This window comes from Psychrobacillus sp. FSL W7-1457 (assembly GCF_038593405.1).
Taxonomy (GTDB): domain Bacteria; phylum Bacillota; class Bacilli; order Bacillales_A; family Planococcaceae; genus Psychrobacillus.
On the sequence record NZ_CP151993.1, the window covers coordinates 3,456,870 to 3,471,226 of the forward strand.

General features: G+C 38.1%; 16 protein-coding genes. 4 read left to right on the forward strand and 12 right to left on the reverse strand.

The annotated features are described in order from the left end of the window. Positions 1-5: 5 nt before the first annotated feature. Together NSQ95_RS16890 and NSQ95_RS16895 are read right to left on the reverse strand one after the other, a co-directional pair. On the reverse strand, positions 6-821 hold the full coding sequence (locus NSQ95_RS16890) for a VanW family protein (protein WP_340881835.1): 816 nt from the start codon (positions 819-821) through the stop codon (positions 6-8). Positions 822-967: 146 nt separating this feature from the next. Next, positions 968-1,582, reverse strand: a complete 615-nt coding sequence (locus NSQ95_RS16895; protein ID WP_169361130.1) for a PH domain-containing protein — start codon at positions 1,580-1,582, stop codon at positions 968-970. A 123-nt stretch (positions 1,583-1,705) separates the two neighbouring features. On the opposite strand from NSQ95_RS16895, the gene NSQ95_RS16900 reads away from it, so the two are divergent. Continuing rightward, positions 1,706-1,843 (forward strand): hypothetical protein, encoded by a 138-nt coding sequence (locus NSQ95_RS16900; RefSeq protein WP_342559994.1) that lies wholly within the window; start codon positions 1,706-1,708, stop codon positions 1,841-1,843. 121 nt (positions 1,844-1,964) lie between these two features. Then, on the forward strand, positions 1,965-3,842 hold the full coding sequence (locus tag NSQ95_RS16905) for a M28 family peptidase (RefSeq protein WP_342559995.1): 1,878 nt from the start codon (positions 1,965-1,967) through the stop codon (positions 3,840-3,842). A gap of 130 nt (positions 3,843-3,972) precedes the next feature. Here NSQ95_RS16905 and NSQ95_RS16910 read toward each other — a convergent pair whose 3' ends face one another. Both NSQ95_RS16910 and NSQ95_RS16915 read right to left on the reverse strand, forming a co-directional pair. Further along, positions 3,973-4,932 carry a D-2-hydroxyacid dehydrogenase family protein gene (locus tag NSQ95_RS16910; protein WP_342559996.1) on the reverse strand — a complete coding sequence of 320 codons (960 nt, stop codon included), beginning with the start codon at positions 4,930-4,932 and terminating at the stop codon, positions 3,973-3,975. A 20-nt stretch (positions 4,933-4,952) separates the two neighbouring features. Beyond that, on the reverse strand, positions 4,953-5,687 hold the full coding sequence (locus NSQ95_RS16915; protein ID WP_251557087.1) for a sulfite exporter TauE/SafE family protein: 735 nt from the start codon (positions 5,685-5,687) through the stop codon (positions 4,953-4,955). A gap of 161 nt (positions 5,688-5,848) precedes the next feature. On the opposite strand from NSQ95_RS16915, the gene NSQ95_RS16920 reads away from it, so the two are divergent. Next, the gene (locus tag NSQ95_RS16920) at positions 5,849-6,841 is read left to right on the forward strand and encodes a PQQ-dependent sugar dehydrogenase (protein WP_340881828.1); all 993 of its coding nucleotides are present in this window, start codon (positions 5,849-5,851) and stop codon (positions 6,839-6,841) included. Positions 6,842-6,931: 90 nt separating this feature from the next. On the opposite strand, the gene NSQ95_RS16925 is transcribed toward NSQ95_RS16920, so the two are convergent. Further along, entirely contained in the window at positions 6,932-7,912 is a 981-nt protein-coding gene (locus tag NSQ95_RS16925) for a GNAT family N-acetyltransferase (RefSeq protein WP_340881827.1), read from the reverse strand. Between the two features lie 76 nt (positions 7,913-7,988). On the opposite strand from NSQ95_RS16925, the gene NSQ95_RS16930 reads away from it, so the two are divergent. After that, the gene (locus NSQ95_RS16930; RefSeq protein ID WP_340881826.1) at positions 7,989-9,128 is read left to right on the forward strand and encodes an FAD-dependent monooxygenase; all 1,140 of its coding nucleotides are present in this window, start codon (positions 7,989-7,991) and stop codon (positions 9,126-9,128) included. 136 nt (positions 9,129-9,264) lie between these two features. Here NSQ95_RS16930 and NSQ95_RS16935 read toward each other — a convergent pair whose 3' ends face one another. From NSQ95_RS16935 to NSQ95_RS16965, 7 genes are all read right to left on the reverse strand, one after another. Further along, positions 9,265-9,405: a hypothetical protein gene (locus tag NSQ95_RS16935; protein WP_340881824.1), complete on the reverse strand. Its 141-nt coding sequence runs from the start codon at positions 9,403-9,405 to the stop codon at positions 9,265-9,267. 16 nt (positions 9,406-9,421) lie between these two features. Beyond that, positions 9,422-10,132 (reverse strand): hypothetical protein, encoded by a 711-nt coding sequence (locus tag NSQ95_RS16940; RefSeq protein WP_340881823.1) that lies wholly within the window; start codon positions 10,130-10,132, stop codon positions 9,422-9,424. Next, positions 10,129-10,860 carry a hypothetical protein gene (locus NSQ95_RS16945; RefSeq protein WP_340881821.1) on the reverse strand — a complete coding sequence of 244 codons (732 nt, stop codon included), beginning with the start codon at positions 10,858-10,860 and terminating at the stop codon, positions 10,129-10,131. Before NSQ95_RS16945 ends, NSQ95_RS16940 begins: the two co-directional genes overlap by 4 nt. Then, positions 10,844-11,731 carry an ABC transporter ATP-binding protein gene (locus tag NSQ95_RS16950; RefSeq protein ID WP_340881819.1) on the reverse strand — a complete coding sequence of 296 codons (888 nt, stop codon included), beginning with the start codon at positions 11,729-11,731 and terminating at the stop codon, positions 10,844-10,846. Before NSQ95_RS16950 ends, NSQ95_RS16945 begins: the two co-directional genes overlap by 17 nt. Further along, positions 11,731-12,102: a GntR family transcriptional regulator gene (locus NSQ95_RS16955; protein WP_340881818.1), complete on the reverse strand. Its 372-nt coding sequence runs from the start codon at positions 12,100-12,102 to the stop codon at positions 11,731-11,733. The genes NSQ95_RS16950 and NSQ95_RS16955 overlap by 1 nt, the downstream gene beginning before the upstream one ends. A gap of 233 nt (positions 12,103-12,335) precedes the next feature. After that, positions 12,336-13,202 (reverse strand): AraC family transcriptional regulator, encoded by an 867-nt coding sequence (locus NSQ95_RS16960; protein ID WP_342559997.1) that lies wholly within the window; start codon positions 13,200-13,202, stop codon positions 12,336-12,338. A gap of 191 nt (positions 13,203-13,393) precedes the next feature. Continuing rightward, a complete protein-coding gene (locus tag NSQ95_RS16965; RefSeq protein ID WP_342559998.1) occupies positions 13,394-14,353 on the reverse strand; it encodes a nuclease-related domain-containing protein in 960 nt (319 codons plus the stop codon). Positions 14,354-14,357: the final 4 nt, after the last annotated feature.

Genomic DNA, 14,357 nt, shown 5'->3' on the forward strand with positions numbered 1-14,357 from the left:
TCCTATTACTCAATAGATGTCGTTAACATTGGCTCATACATCATGATTGCATGATTTTGAGCAATAAACTCATCGTCTATTAATTCATTTTGCATATTATAGACTCTCCTATAAATACTGTTATGTCGAACATAGCCTCCCCAATATTCTTTGGAAATTAAATGATCCTTCTCATACACCTCATATGTTCTAGTAGAAGGATTATCTGCTCTCCATTCCCCTACTAAATGGGTATTGGTTAGATACAGTACTAGTTGATAAGGCTGCTTAGTATCATTTTTGATTTGCAAATCCAGGTAGTTATATGCACATGTAGCTCCACTTCCAAAAGGTTGGCTTCGGTTAGAGTCCGGGAATACATCATAGCTATGTCGATACCTTTCCGTCACCTGAAGTGGTGTATGTAATGTAATCCAGTAAATAAGGTTTGATAGCTGGCAAAGCCCTCCACCTACTCCAACAGTAACTTTTCCATAGTGTAAAATCATTCCCTCAACGTATCCCTTTCTCTTACTAGTGTTTCCGATCAATCGCCAATAAGAGAGTGTTTCTCCTGGTTGAACGATGACACCATTTAATTGCTTAATAGCTATTTTAAGATTAGTAATTTTATTGTGCTGCAACCACATGTCTACGTCTTTTAATTCACGTAGTAACTGGGTTTGATGAATCGCAATGATCTCCGATTTTCTTGTTGATTGCTTTTTTAAAGCATACTTTTTCTTCCCAGCATACCAATCCATATAACGCTTAATACGGAAATACTTCTTTCCAAAGTAGATACGTATCCGACTTCTGTTTCTCGGTTCAAGTGATTCCATTACCCACTTTCCCTCCCTATTAATGGTATATAATCAATAATAGACCAATTATTCGGAAATAAGAAGATATTTTGAGAACCTAACATTGCTCCTAGTTACGAGAAAAAATATAAAAACCACTACCTATAATAGGTAGTGGCATCTTTTTAAGCATTTATAAATAATTCAAATACGTCCTTGAAGTCTTTTTTCATGTATTTATCTTTTTGCTCTAGCATCCAGTTGGAGGAAAACTGGGTTATCGATTCGAACGAAGACAATGGAGTAATGTCTTTACTTTCCATCTTGCCTACTGACTGAGCAGCGTAGCCTAAGCTATTTTGAGCAATATCAAATTTCTTTTTGTTGTCTAGCATTTGAGTTGATATGGTATGGATTGCCTTATAAAGATCTTTGATTTCCGTAGCAAACTTTTTATGGATATCTATGCTTAATGGCACATTTCCAATCGTGAACTTAATCTCCATATCTAGATCGATAGTCCCTGCCGTTTCAAGCGCTACATCGGTGATTGGATAGTAAGCATAGTCATAGCGCCGAAGCGTTCTTTTCTTACTAAGGGCATTCTCTCCATCCACATGGATTAAGGCAAGGTTAGTAAAGCAATACTCATCTGCTTTTGTTTTGATAAGAAAATAAACCACTTCACCTGCTTCATGCATGACAAAATCATCGGACTCCGTTTTATCAAAATCCGCTTTAGAAACAACCACTCCAATGTCTGAAATACCTAATGCATCTGATGCTAGCTTTTTAAACAAATGATCGACCTCCTTAAAGTAACTTTATCCTATATTAATCCATTCTATTCATAAAGAAAAGTGGTAAAAATTATTATTTTTTGATAATATTAATTTCTATATGAGTTGAAAGGAATGTGATAAATGAAAAAGTTAGCAAAAGTACTTGCAATATCGTTTCTTGTAGGGCTTACTCTTACAGGCTGTAAGGACGAAGAGGCAAAAGATGATCAAGATAAAGTAAAGGACGGAGTAATCAATCAGTTATTTATCATCTGTTGATGTAGATTATGCCTATGAATTTACTAAAAGCTTAGAAGAGTTTAAAACAAATGAAAAGCTTGGATATCGAACAGCTGGTTCTGATGCTGAACTCAAGACCGGTGAAAAAATTGGACAAGAAATGGAGAAAATCGGCCTTACAGAAGTAACGAAGGACGAGTTTACTTTAGATACTTGGACATTTGAAAAAGCAGATTTAACGTTTACCGATGAAAACGGTAAAGAGCATTTAGCGGTTCTTGGTGGCTACCAGGTTAATTTCAATACAAATGGCGTCAAGGAATACGACATTGTTTACGGTGGCAAGGCCACAGCTGAGGACTTAGATGGACTCGACATCGAAGGCAAGCTCGTTTTAATAGACATAAATCAACGTGAAGAATGGTGGATCAACTACCCCGCATACCAAGCTCATGTAAAAGGTGCAGCAGGAGTTATAGCTGTACAGGAAGCTGGTTATGGAGAAGTCTCTCCAGATGCCTTAAATGCTCAAGATTTTTGTGGACCGGATGATGCTCCTGCATTTTCAATGTCCCAAACGGATGGAAATAAGTTAAAAAAATTATTGGAAGCTAGTGAGACAGGCTCCATGAAAGTGAAATTTGATGCAAAATCTACTGTTGAAATGGATGGCAAATCCTATAACTATTATGGAAAAATAGTAGGAAAGGATCCGGAGTCCTATATTATTCTATCCGCCCATTATGATTCCTACTTCACAGGATTTCAGGATGACCATGCAGCAATAGGATTGATGATGGGAGTAGCCAAAGGACTGATCGATAGCGGCTACCAGCCAGAAAAAACGATTATCTTTAACGCACTTGCTGCTGAAGAGTGGGGAGTTTCAAACTCTCGCTATGACTGGTCCACTGGTGCATACAATCAAATATTTAACATTCACCCAGAATGGGCTGGAAAAGCATTTGCTAACATGAACTTTGAACTCCCTGCATATGAGCACACGACGCAGGACGAAATTCGTGCTACATACGAATTGAACAATTACCTTACAGAATTCTCTAAAGATGTTCCAGCGGTAGAAGGTGTTTATAAGGATGGAATTTCTGTAATATCTCCATTGCGTACTTGGTCAGATGATTTTTCCTTTAATATTGCTGGGGTTCCAGCTTTACGAAACGATTTCCAAGATAGCGATTTTATGCGCTCTCATTACCATTCACAATTTGATACAGAAGAAACGTATAATGAGGAAGCTTTTAAATTCCACTTGAATTTATATGGTCTTCTAACTATGCATTACGACAAAACGGCTGTGGTGCCTTTAGACTTTACCACTCGTTTGAATGCTATGAAAGAAACAATTGATGAAAATGCCTTTGAACAAGCTGAGGTATCTAAGGACGAGCTGATTGACGAGATTGATCAGCTGATGGATACAGCAAAGGACGTAAATAAAAGAGTTGCAAAGATTAATGAGGATTACTTAAATGCTATAGCTAAAGACGACCAAGCTGCTGCTAAGAAGCTTTATAACGAAAGCCGTCAGCTTAACAGTGATTTATTAGCTGCATTCAAGCATGCAGAGGACAGCTTCACTCGCCTGACTTGGGAGGACGTTGTTATATTCCCTTACGAGCACGCACAAAACAATATAAATAATTTATCCCTTTCTATTGAAGCGTTAGAAGATGGAGATCTTGCTACGCCTCTAGACGAATATTTATGGAATATCGATAACAACTGGTATGCCTATGATTTCGACCAAGAAGTATTTGATTACTTTACAGACTACGTGATAGATGCACCTGCTGAAAAGCTGATGTGGGGTGCTGGAAGAATTGTTGGTCATGAAGATCTATATGAAGTCATCCATTCTCTTAAAGGAAAAAGCGACATAGAAAATGCTGACTTAACAGAAGAAATTGAATCACTCAAGCAATCATTAACCAATCAAAAAGCTTTACTAAAAACAACTACATCACAGCAAGTTGCTGATTTAAGAGAACTAGGCAGACAGTTAGAAAATTTGAAGTAAAATGATAGAACGAGGCACAAGACTATGAGATAGTCTTGTGCCTCTTTTGCATGAATCGGTCGGTTTTCATTCATAATCGGTCGGTTCGCGCTATTAATCGGTCGGTCCCCCTAATTATTGGCCCACTGGCTTAATTTATCTTCCGAATTTCTGCTCCCTCAAGAAAAGCTACAATGTCCTCTACCGCTTCTGTAAAGTAGACGCGGTAATTATGTTCACTTACATATCCTAAATGAGGAGTTGCCAGAACGTTAGGTAGCGTACGATATGGATGTTTCTCTGGCATTGGCTCTTCATCAAATACATCTAAGCCTGCTCCTGCAATCCAGTTTTCTTCTAATGCCTTTACTAGTGCCTGTTGGTCTACAATTGCTGCTCGTGATGTATTGATGAGATAGGCACTATGCTTCATCTGCTTTAATTCCTGCCTGCCTATTATTCCTCTTGTTCTATCGCTCAACACAAGGTGGATTGACACAAAGTCACTAGTTGCTAAAAGTTCCTCCTTTGAATTTGCTAAACGAACTCCTAATTTATCTGTATCTTCCTTCTTAAGGTTTTGACTCCATGCAATAACGTCCATCCCAAAAGCTTGGGCAATCGTGGCCATACGTCCTCCGATTTTACCCAACCCAAGGAGTCCCAACGTTCTTCCGTGTAAATCTACTCCTACTGTGCTTTGCCACGGCCCGTTTTCTCTTAAAGCTCTATTCTCCAAAGTAATATTTCTAGCGAGATTTAAGAGTAGTGCCCAAGTAAGCTCAGTCGGTGGCTCCGAGGAGCTCGCGGTACCACAAACAGTTACTCCATACGTTGAAGCAGCAGCTAAATCAATCGAGGCATTCCTCATCCCTGAGGTGATTAAGAGTTTTAATTTAGGTAATTTTTCAAATAAAGAAGCCGTGAATGCAGTTCGTTCTCGCATAATCACAATAATTTCATACTCTTTGATTTCCTCTATTAGATCTTCTTCGTTTTCGAAATGCTGTGAGAAGGAGTGTACCTCCACCTGCTCCTCAATAGTCGCCCAGTCTGCCATTTTTAAAGCGACCTGCTGATAGTCATCTAAAATTGCACATTGTAATTTCATCGTCATTTCCTCCTCACTTATTACTTCACATAATCCCAAATTATTTGCACAATCAATAATACGGTTACTACTCTTAGTAAAGGCTTAATATGCTCTGATTTTAATTTCCGGGCAAGCCTTACACCTAGCTGCGCTCCAATAATTGCACCAATCATTAAAGCAATGGTCACTGGCCACATGATTTTCCCCGTGGATATATACGTAATAGAAGCACCAAAGCAGCTTGCGAATACACCGATTCTAGCAAGGCCAACAGCCCTGATGTATGCAATTTTCTCGCTGGCATACAAGTAAAGGGCAAGGGTGCTACTCCCTGGGCCAAACATTCCATCATAAATGCCTATACCTAATAAGGATGGTATTGTTTTTCTATTCAACTGAAAGGTCGATGTCCCATCAAAATTTCCTTTTCCCATAAATGAGTTGATGAAAGCAAAGCTTAATAACAGGATGGCTATGACCATGAGTGTCTCCCCACTTAGAAAGGATGCCGTAAGTCCCCCTAAAATTCCTCCACCTAAACAAAATACTAGAACAGACAGCGCTTCTTTCGCTGACACTTCCTTTTTAGTAAAAATAACTAAAAAGCTAGATAGGGAGCTCACAGTATTTGAAACCTTGTTGGCACCAATAGCCGAATGAATCGGTAAGCCCATTAGCAGCATCATTGGAAGACTGATCAGTCCTCCCCCTCCAACTAGCGTACCAACCATATTTCCTGCAATCCCAATAATAAAAAATATTAGAAATTCCATTATTTTTCCTTCTTTCTAAACTTCTCTGTTAATTCAGCATACTCCTCCATTTATGATAAGTAAATTTGATAGAATCTATCGTTTCTCATTTGTAAAACTTATGGTAAAGAGCAGGAATCTGCATTTCATTCCTAGAAGTAGTAACTAGAGGAGGTTTTTATATGAAAAGACTCATACTTTTAACACTTCTATTAGTTGGTTGCTCAGAAGAAGCAGCTGAACCAGAAAAAGAAGCCGCAGATAAAATAGCAACCAATTTAGAAATCCCTTGGGCAATCAACCAACAGGACAGTATCTTTTATATATCAGAGAGAGTAGGTACAATAGCTGTCATTGATGGGTCTACCGTTACCCATGAGGAAGTCATTTTTTCGGATACCTTGTCCTCCGCGGCAGAAGCCGGACTTCTCGGCTTTGTATTAAAGTCTGACTTCAGTAAAACCAATGAGGCATTTGCCTATTATACGTATGACAAAGACGGGGAATCCTTTAATCGTGTAGTGACTCTAAAACGAGAGAATAATCAGTGGCAGGAAACTGAAATACACCTCGATGACATCAAGACCGGTAATATCCATCATGGTGGACGACTGGAGATAGGTCCTGATCATAAGCTATATGTAACTATTGGAGATGCAGGTGACCCTGAGCTTGCTCAGGACGATAATTCCTTGAACGGTAAAATTGTGAGAATGGAAGAGGATGGATCATTCCAAATTTTCTCCTCTGGTCACCGTAACCCACAGGGACTTGCCTGGCACGAGAACGGGACTCTTTTTGAGGCAGAGCATGGCCAGTCAGCTAATGATGAGGTCAATTTAATTGAGCAAGGAAAGAACTATGGCTATCCCATCATTGAAGGATCTGAAACTAAGAACGGCTATGTAACACCGCTCATCACTTCTGGCAGTAATGAGACTTGGGCACCTTCTGGAATAACCTTTCACAAAGGTAAGCTATATGTCGCTTCCCTCCGAGGAGAAGCTGTTAAGGTCATGAATGTTGAAACTGGTAAGGTAGAACAATCTATCACTGGCTTTGGTAGAGTGCGTGATGTCTACTCTGATGGAGAATCGTTGTACTTTGTCACTAATAATACCGATGGACGCGGTAATCCAAGCGAGGAGGATGATATCTTATATAAATTAAACTAAAAGTGGAAGAAAGGAATTTCAGAGTATTTTAGTTTTTATGTGACTAATATTTTCTCATCAAAAAAGCATCTATCACAGATGCTTTTTTCCTTAAATCTTTCGCTTATATTTTAAGGAGATTGCTTGGTCCTCTGGGTTACTCTCATAAGATTGCTCCTCGCATTGAAAGACAAAGCCACGTGCCTCATAAAAAGGAATTCCAAGCATATTGTTTTTGGCTACGGACACCCATTGCTCGTGCGCACCATACTTCTTTTTCTGAACATCCGATAAATAGTTTAAAAGCTTTGTCCCGATTCCTTTGTTTCGTTTCTCGGGATCTAAGTAAAGGACATATACCTCAGCAATTCCTTCTTCGTCAACCCCGCCACCTATAGCACCAACTATTTCATTGTTAAGCAGAGCGACAAAGTATCCATTCCAATAACGGTTGGTTTCAGCAATTTCCTTTTCAATTCTATCCACTGTGTAAAACTTTTCAATAACACCTTCTATGTATTCCTTGTTATATAAATTCTTGTATGTGTTCCATTGGGCGGCCACACATACATCGACTATCCCTTGTTCATCTCCAGGTATTGCTTTCCTTACTATTACCTGGTCAACCTTAAGACACAAAGCTAATTGGATTCCAGCATTACCTAAGTATCGACGCCCCTTGTCGATAAACCCATTTTTTAAATAGACAGCCTGAGCAGCTTTATTAGCCTCATTTACACCAAGCACAACCTGCTTAATAGATGGAAAATGCTCCATTACAAACTGGGGTAAAAGCTGCATAGAAGACTTTGCTATTCCTCTCCCTTGGAAACTAGGATGAACGGAATAACCTCTAAGTAGGATACTTTCTTTCATATCCGTATAATTTAACTTATCATCTCCAGTGTCCAATACAAAAAATCCAGCCACCTGTTCACCGTCTAAAATAACAACCGGTGTATAGGTAGGACACATTTCAACCTTTTTAAGCATTTCTATTGGGTGTCCCGTGAAGCCTAATTGCTCTTCAGATAATGGATAATGGTCTAATGCCTCTCGATGCTTTGATTCATACATGCGCAATGTAATCATGTTTCTCCCTCCCTCTTTTTATTAGCATATCATAAATTTTCTGCTAGACTAGAGATAATTAAGGAGGTAGATCCCATTGAACATTGCCATCATTGGCGGTGGTATTGGAGGACTTTGTGCAGCAGTTACTCTGCAAAAGCAAGGTCATGAGGTGCACGTGTTTGAGTCTGCTCCAGTTTTCCACCCAGTTGGTGCTGGAATAGGAATTGGCTCCAATGCTATGCAAGCACTAATGGAGATTGGTGTTGGAGAGGAGATATTCCGCAATGGCTATATCCTAAACACACAAGTCTTTCAGGACATGCATGGAAAAGTGCTCAATACGATCGATTTCTCGGTTCTTAAAAAAATGTTTGGACAAGAGAATATCACCATCCATCGAGCAAACCTCCATCGAACCTTTCTCGAAAATCTAAAACCAAATACCATTGAATTTAATAAAAGATGTATACGTATTAAGCAACATAAGGAGAGGGTCACTGCTTTTTTCGAGGATGGGACAGCCTTTGAAGCTGAGCTACTTATAGCGGCAGATGGCATTAATTCTCCTATTCGCCAACAGCTCGTTCCTGAATCTAAACTAAGATATGCTGGATATACTTGCTGGAGAGGGATAACTGAAAACAATGGTCGAGTAAAAGAATTTACATCCACAGAGCTTTGGTCCACAAAAGGGAGATTTGGTATGGCACCCATGAAAGATGGGCTCATTTATTGGTTTGCTTGTATTAACACTTCTCAAAAAAATCCAACCTATCAACAGCTTGAACCTAATGAGGTGTCATCTATCTTTCGTCATTTCCCTGAAACGGTTTCCGATATTATTGCTAGCACACCTTCTGAACAAATTCTTCACCATGACATTTCAGATATCAAACCACTACGCAGTTTTGTGTTCGATCGGGTTGTCTTATTAGGTGATGCAGCCCATGCGACTACCCCAAATATGGGTCAAGGGGCTGGGCAGGCTATTGAAGATGCAATCGTCCTCGGCAATGGCTTTAAACAATTTGAAGATATAAGAAGCGTATTAGATTTTTACAATGAAAAACGAGTAGCACGCACCGGAAAGGTAATTCGTCTTTCCAGACATATTGGAGCGATTGCCCAAATTTCTTTTAGCCCAATAGCAGCTGCTCGTGATTTGATCTTTCCCCTTCTCCCTTCAAAGTCTTTACTATGGCGTCTTAAGTTCTTATTTGATGTAAAACTATAAGGAATAAAAAAGGAAGCAAAAATCAAAAGACGTGAGATCAGCAACTTGATTTCACGTCTTACTTATTTTAAAAGTAACTAATTCGATTTTGAAATCTCTCAATAAGAAGACTACAAATATTTTTTTCTACGCCTCTTTACTGTTCTTTATCCCGTATTTTTTCTAGAATTTCAATGACACGGTCGTTTTGTCTTTCAAAGTTTTTTAATCTCTTTTCGATTATATTAGAAGAGAAAAACACGATAAGTACTAATGCTATTCCTGCTATTAAATCCAAAACCATATTCCTCCTCTTAATAAATTTGTAAACCTAAAGCATCATCTATTTCTATATGCTTTGGAACCTTTAGGTGAATATAGGTCATACCTCTTACATTTGTAAAGGAATAGGTATCGTCACTACTAGCTTTTGGTAAACTTACTAAACGGTTAGAAAACTCACTAAATTCCAGGCTTATTCCTATTGGCTCCTTCACAGATAAGTGATTTCCAGCCCAATATAGCTCATGTAAGGGGATTATTTTATCCAAGTGAATACCTTCTATAATAGAGTTAGATCTATATACTTTACCTTCTATCAATTGATTATTAGCATCTGTCCATTCTATAACAAACCTAGTGGAATAAGAATCAGCGCCTTCATAGCCTATAGATAACGTATTTCCACTTAACTCATGAGACCACTCATCTATCAGAAATCTTTCAGTAAGATTATTCCCCTCGTAGTTTCTTAAAGCTTCTTCTAATTGAATGTTTTCTGCTTCTAGAACTTGAACTTCTTCCTTTGTTAAAGGCTCCAAGTGGTTATTAGGAATGAGCTCATAAACTAACATTGCTATAAATAGTATGACAACATAGATGAAAATGATATATTTTTTAAGCTGCAAGGAACCATTTAAATTTTTTGTACCTTTCTTTATACCACCTATCAATACAAAGGATATTAATAATATTAGAACAATAGGGAGCAGGCCTACTATGAACGCTATCCACACACCACTCACGCTCGTACCTCCCATCTATTAGCTACTGCAACTGAAATTAAAAAGAAAATTACTGATAAACCAAATATTTTAAGCATGAATACCCACAAGTTTCCCTCCACTATAAAGAAAAACTCTACAATTTTAAGCCCCATAGAACTCATTACTACCCCAACAAGAACTATCGGAAAAATTAAAAACAATGCCTTATGCTTTTGGACTAAGGATCCGATTAAATATCCAAAGGAAGTGAACATCCATATTAAGATAAATAGTAAAAGCAAAGTTTGTATGGTCTGCATAGGCTCATCCAATATCCCTGGGCCATCAATAAACACCACGTTACTAAACAATACCTGATATAATCTCAACAAATACGTACATAAAAAAGTTGTAACCGATGCAACGGCACTTACAATCATCAGCACAGCAATATTCGCGATGTTGCTACTTAATCTCGTGGAAACAAATGTAAAATCGTCATAGCGATAAGCCTTCGTAGTGATTAAGTTTCCTACAAATACTGCCCATGCAGCTACAAAGAATAAGACACCATCAAGTGTATATGTGTTGATAGTAATTTCTGTGCCTATACTGCTTGTTCCTATCATTCCAGTGCTACTAGTGAGAAGTAATCCTAATATTTGTATAAATATAAGCGATAGAACAGCCCCTATATATGCCTGTAATTTGAATTTAACCTGCATCCTTACTATGCTTCCTAAACTGACATTACTTAAAAACATCATCAATCCCCTCCTTTGTTTCACTCGTCACGTACATACACACATCGCTTGCCGACAAAGCCTGGAGCATAGCACCCTCTGTTCGAGCCTTCTCTATAGAAGAATTGTATTTTACAACGACATATTTTCTTTGATGATCTAACTGCTTGGAGAAATAAACCTCTTCCCCTTGCGTCCATCTTTCAATGTCAGTTGCATTCCCCTGTAATCCCACGGCATACTCTCTTATTTCGTCAAGCGGTTGATGTAATACCACCCTTCCTTGGTGAATCAAGAGGATATCCTCCAACAAGTGCTCTATCTCTGCTAAATGATGACTAGAGATTAAAATAGAACGAGGATGAGCTATATAATCCTTTAGCAACGCTCGGTAAAAGTCTGACCTTACTGCTTCATCCATCCCATTCATCGGTTCATCAAGCAGGGTTAGCTCACAACGAGTAGAGAGCCCAAAAATTAGATTAAACGTAGCAGCTGTTCCTTTAGATAAGCTAGAATGATTAAGCTTAGGATTTAATTTGAAATAATCCATTAGTCTTTTAGCAAGCTCTCCATCCCATTTTTTATAAAAGGCTGGAGCCATTTTCAAAATCCCTTCTAAATTCAGTGTGTCAGGAAAAGTCATTTGATCATCCACTAAGATACTGTTCGCAGATACTAACAAATCATTATAGGGACTTCTATCGAAAACGCGCACTTCTCCAGAGCTATGGCTGGTAAAACCAGAAAGGATTTTCAGTAAGGTTGTTTTCCCAGCTCCATTGCGGCCAATAATCCCTGTAATTTTCCGATCACTTAGCTCGAAGCTTATATCCTCCAATGCATTCATCCGATGAAAAATTTTTTTGACATTTCGACATTCAACTACCTTCATTAGACTTCCTCCTCACATTTATGTATGAGTTGAATTAGCTCCTCTTTGGTTATTGACAATCTTTTAGCTTCCATCACTAAATCTGACACCATTTGCGTCAACGTCTGGTCTCTCCGTTTAGCTAATATCATTGCCTTGGCCTCTGTCGCTACGAACATTCCCAGTCCCCTTTTCTTATATAAAATCTCTTCTTCTACTAGTATCGTTAACCCCTTCGCTGCAGTTGCTGGATTAATATTAAACAATTCTGCAAGCTGGTATTGGGAGTAAATTTTCTCATCTTCTTTAAAATGCTCGGCTATAATTTCATTCTCTAACCATTCCGCAATTTGTACATAGATGGGCTTTGCACTATCCGAATTTAAAATCATTGCGGTAAGTCTCCTCTCAATCTAAAGTTAGTGCATTAGTGATGTAATGTAGTATATAACATAAAAATGTAATTGTCTATATAATTTAGACAATAAAAAAATCACACCCTTAGGATGTGATCAAGAACTCAAAGAATTTATTGCCGATAAAGAACTTCAGAACGATAATTAACACAAAAATAATTACTATAAAGAGATAACCTATTATATTTTTTCTCTTACTTTCCATACGACTAATTAATCTCTACATCAAAATTCAAATTAATCGGTTCTGTTGGCAAATTATCAGGAGCTTTTAAGTTGGTTGTCGGTGTTTTCTCATCTACTTCTTCAAAAGTAAACTCATCCATCCATAACGATCCGGAGCCTTGTAGTAAAACCCCGAAGTATATCGCTCCTGCATTTTGAGGCACATCTAACACGACACTATAATAGTTCCATCCAGTTGTACCAGTAATGGGACGATTACTCATATTATCAAATTGAAGTGTGTCCCCATCCTTGGCGTCGATGCGCATCCAAAGCCCTGCAAATCCATTTATATCCTCGGTTTTAATAAAACAAGATAGCTTTAGTCGTTTCCTACAGTATTTACTAGCTTGGAATTGTTGCATAACGGTGCCAAACTGTTCTTCTCCTCCTGCCTTAATAGAACGCAAGTAACCGGAAGCATTGCCTTTGTGGACCTCTTGAAAATCTCTACCCACCTCAAAGTTTTGTGGGGTTGCCCCACTTAAAAACCAACCATTCATAACCTTTACCTCCTCTGGTTTTTCTAGTAAGGTTCGCATGAGCATTCGATACTTGCCTGGTGGCAAGCCATGCACCTTACGGAAGGCTCTCGTAAAAGCTTCCTGAGATTCAAATTGATAGGTTAAGGCCAAATCCAATATTCGTTCATCTGTATAAATTAGCCTTTGTGCTGCCATGGTAAGTCTCCTATTACGAACATATTCGTGTAAAGACATCCCGACTTTTTGTTGAAATAACCGATGGAAATGATAAAAGGAATAACCAGTGACTTGAACCACTTCATCATTACGAACCGGTTCTTCTAATTTTTTTTCCAGCCAATTAATCGTCTGGTGAATTATCTTCATTTGCTCATGCACCTCCTATTAGCTCCAGTTTATATGGTATAGGTTAAAATGTTTTGATATTTTTTGCGGAAGTTGAGTGGGGGTTGCCTTACCGACCGATTATCGGGGGAAACCGACCGATTTTCCTTGAGAACCTACCGATTATTTGGAAAAACCGACCGATTTTTTACTCGAACCGACCGATTATTCCTTTAAACCGACCGATTATCTCTTTTTCTATAAAATGTTCTCTTATTCGATCCACATTCTTTTAAATTCATCGACTTTATAATTCGTAAAGTTGCTTGCTGAGAGTTTAACTGTAAAAATTCTCTACATTCTTTATTATTCAAGCTGCCTTTTACTAGAATAAACCATTCATTTATTGCTTTTTCATGTGCTTTCCGATCTACTTGACGACACACCTCACAATACCAACCAGCTTTTATTTTTTTCATTCCGAATAACGAACACTCTGGACACTGAACACCTTTAATTATATCCTTCGTTTCAATTCCCCATGCATCACACATAGGGTAAGGACAATAATCCTCATGATTGTTCTTTAAACTATTAGTCACCTGCTGAAACTGTTCTAGTGATAGGTAAGCCTTATCTCTCGGGAGCCCCCATATAAAGTTGGGGATAGTAGTAGGATACATAATAGGAGAGGTAACTGGAGATTTATGAACTCTTGACTTTGTAGACCCTAAGATTATTGCTCCTATAACTGGAATATCTACACGCTCCTTTTTTAACCACTTTCTAAGCAAGTTAATATTCCGTTCTAATTGCACTTCTGGGCTCTCATATATATCAACCTGCCCACTATCTAACTCTCTTCTCAAACAGAATGGATCTCTTTCAAAACTCAAGTTTCCAACAACGTTCTTAGACTCTAAAATCAGTATATAATGTCGAGTAATAAATAAGGCATCAATTTTAAATTTACCATTAGAACTCAAATTTAAGTCTAACAAAACTGCATAATCAAAAGGAAAACTATATTTACGGAAAATGGCTTCTACATTTTTCTCTCCTATAATACCTGCTTTCGCAGATAATATTTTGGAGTGAATACGTTCTTTTAGTGCATGATTATTACCTAAGCGTTCATATAGTGCTTGTAAGCCAATATAATTATAATTAATAGCCTGCTCTTTTAAAATCAAATCT

Bases quoted from the DNA above. Each gene is read 5' to 3' on its own strand.
- NSQ95_RS16960 (WP_342559997.1), bottom strand. From the start codon at position 13,202: ATGAAGATAATTCACCAGACGATTAATTGGCTGGAAAAAAAATTAGAA.
- NSQ95_RS16900 (WP_342559994.1), top strand. From the start codon at position 1,706: ATGAAAAAGTTAGCAAAAGTACTTGCAATATCGTTTCTTGTAGGGCTT.
- NSQ95_RS16920 (WP_340881828.1), top strand. From the start codon at position 5,849: ATGAAAAGACTCATACTTTTAACACTTCTATTAGTTGGTTGCTCAGAA.
- NSQ95_RS16890 (WP_340881835.1), bottom strand. From the start codon at position 821: ATGGAATCACTTGAACCGAGAAACAGAAGTCGGATACGTATCTACTTT.
- NSQ95_RS16915 (WP_251557087.1), bottom strand. From the start codon at position 5,687: ATGGAATTTCTAATATTTTTTATTATTGGGATTGCAGGAAATATGGTT.
- NSQ95_RS16905 (WP_342559995.1), top strand. From the start codon at position 1,965: ATGGAGAAAATCGGCCTTACAGAAGTAACGAAGGACGAGTTTACTTTA.
- NSQ95_RS16945 (WP_340881821.1), bottom strand. From the start codon at position 10,860: ATGATGTTTTTAAGTAATGTCAGTTTAGGAAGCATAGTAAGGATGCAG.
- NSQ95_RS16955 (WP_340881818.1), bottom strand. From the start codon at position 12,102: ATGATTTTAAATTCGGATAGTGCAAAGCCCATCTATGTACAAATTGCG.
- NSQ95_RS16950 (WP_340881819.1), bottom strand. From the start codon at position 11,731: ATGAAGGTAGTTGAATGTCGAAATGTCAAAAAAATTTTTCATCGGATG.
- NSQ95_RS16910 (WP_342559996.1), bottom strand. From the start codon at position 4,932: ATGAAATTACAATGTGCAATTTTAGATGACTATCAGCAGGTCGCTTTA.
- NSQ95_RS16925 (WP_340881827.1), bottom strand. From the start codon at position 7,912: ATGATTACATTGCGCATGTATGAATCAAAGCATCGAGAGGCATTAGAC.